Source organism: Deltaproteobacteria bacterium HGW-Deltaproteobacteria-18 (genome assembly GCA_002841885.1).
Lineage (GTDB): Bacteria > Desulfobacterota > Desulfovibrionia > Desulfovibrionales > Desulfomicrobiaceae > Desulfomicrobium.
This window is the reverse complement of record PHBE01000034.1, coordinates 2,501-4,793: the sequence shown is the minus strand read 5'-3', so window position 1 is coordinate 4,793 and position 2,293 is coordinate 2,501. Positions and strand designations below refer to the sequence as shown.

At 51.2% G+C, this 2,293-nt stretch carries 2 rRNA genes (1 of these 2 only partly in view); both read right to left on the bottom strand.

The features are described 5' to 3' along the window. Positions 1–88: ribosomal RNA gene (gene rrf, locus CVU60_17950) — 5S ribosomal RNA — on the bottom strand; the annotation flags it as partial. A gap of 24 nt (positions 89–112) precedes the next feature. Then, a 23S ribosomal RNA gene (locus tag CVU60_17945) occupies positions 113–2,293 on the bottom strand (it continues 745 nt past the right edge of the window).

Here is a 2,293-nt window from a genome sequence, read left to right as displayed (position 1 = left end):
GTGAACTTGCAGTATCATCGGCGCTGGAGGTCTTAACTTCCGAGTTCGGAATGGAATCGGGTGGTTCCCCTCCGCCGTGGTCACCAGGACGAAATATATAAGAGAAACAGGTGAAGAGAGAGAGTTAAGACTCACGATCTATTAGTACCGGTCAGCTGAACACATTACTGCGCTTACACTTCCGGCCTATCTACCAGGTGGTCTGCCTGGGATCTTCAGTGTCTTGCGACAAGGGAGAACTTATCTTGTGGCTGGTTTCCCGCTTAGATGCTTTCAGCGGTTATCCATTCCGATTATAGCTACCCTGCTATGCCACTGGCGTGACAACAGGTCCACTAGGGAATCGTCCATTCCGGTCCTCTCGTACTAGGAACAGACCCACTCAATTCTCCTACGCCCACAGAAGATAGGGACCAAACTGTCTCACGACGTTTTAAACCCAGCTCGCGTACCACTTTAAACGGCGCCCCAGGATGTGATGAGCCGACATCGAGGTGCCAAACCGCATCGTCGATGTGAACTCTTGGATGCGATCAGCCTGTTATCCCCGGCGTACCTTTTATCCGATGAGCGATGGCCCTTCCATGCGGGACCACCGGATCACTAACACCTACTTTCGTACCTGCTCGACATGTCTGTCTCGCAGTCAAGCTCCCTTATGCGTTTGCACTCAACGGCTGGTTTCCAATCAGCCTGAGGGAACCATTGCGCGCCTCCGTTACTCTTTGGGAGGCGACCGCCCCAGTCAAACTACCCACCAGACACTGTCTCCCTGCCGGATAACGGCGAGGGATTAGAATCCTAAACTAACAAGGGTGGTATTTCAAGGTTGACTCCACAGATACTAGCGTACCCGCTTCACAGTCTCCCACCTATCCTACACATGATAGTTCAAGATCCAATGTCAAGCTATAGTAAAGGTGCACAGGGTCTTTCCGTCTTTCTGCGGGGAGACGGCATCTTCACCGCCAATTCAATTTCACTGAGTCTCTGGTCGAGACAGTGCGGAGATCGTTACGCCATCCATTCGTGCAGGTCGGAACTTACCCGACAAGGAATTTCGCTACCTTAGGACCGTTATAGTTACGGCCGCCGTTTACTGGGGCTTCAATTCAATGCTTCGCTTGCGCTGACATCTCCTCTTAACCTTCCAGCACCGGGCAGGCGTCAGACCCTATACGTCGTCTTACGACTTAGCAGAGTCCTATGTTTTTAGTAAACAGTCGCCACCGCCATTTCTCTGCGACCACTCGAAGCTTGCGAAGTAAATACGCTCACCCCAAATGGCACCCCTTCTCCCGAAGTTACGGGGTAATTTTGCCGAGTTCCTTAACCAGAGTTCTCTCAAACGCCTTGGGTTACTCACCCCACCCACCTGTGTCGGTTTACAGTACGGTCCGCATATATTCTCACTTAGAGGCTTTTCTCGGCAGTAGAGGCTCAATCACTTCTGTCTTACGACACGGCATCACTTCTCGGGATAAAGAGACACGGATTTGCCTATGTCTCATCCCTACCAGCTTGCACCGGGATATCCAACACCCGGATGACCTACCTTCCTGCGTCCCCCCATCGTTCAAACGAACATATGCAGGTACGGGAATATTAACCCGTTTCCCATCAACTACGCTTTTCAGCCTCGCCTTAGGGGCCGACTAACCCTGGGAAGATTAACTTTACCCAGGAAACCTTGGGTTTACGGCGAACAGGTTTTTCACCTGTTTTATCGTTACTCATGCCAGCATATTCACTTCCCATCAGTCCAGCAGACTTTCCAATCTACCTTCATCCCAGATGGGAACGCTCTCCTACCAACCAGGTAAACCTGATTCCGAAGCTTCGGCACCATACTTAGCCCCGTTACATTTTCGGCGCAAAGTCGCTAGACCAGTGAGCTATTACGCTTTCTTTTAAGGGTGGCTGCTTCTAAGCCAACCTCCTGGCTGTCTAAGCGACTTCACCTCCTTTCCCACTTAGTATGGATTTGGGGGCCTTAGCTGTCGGTCTGGGCTCTTTCCCTCTCGACCACGAACCTTATCACCCGCGGTCTGACTCCCAGGATCTTAACTTACGGCATTCGGAGTTTGATAGGGTTTGGTAAGCGGGTAAGCCCCCTAGCCCTTTCAGTGCTCTACCTCCGCAAGTAAACTCCTGAGGCTATACCTCAATATATTTCGGAGAGAACCAGCTATCACCGAGTTTGATTGGCCTTTCACCCCTATCCACAAGTCATCCGAGTAATTTTCAACTTACAACGGTTCGGTCCTCCACTTGGTTTTACCCAAGCTTCAAC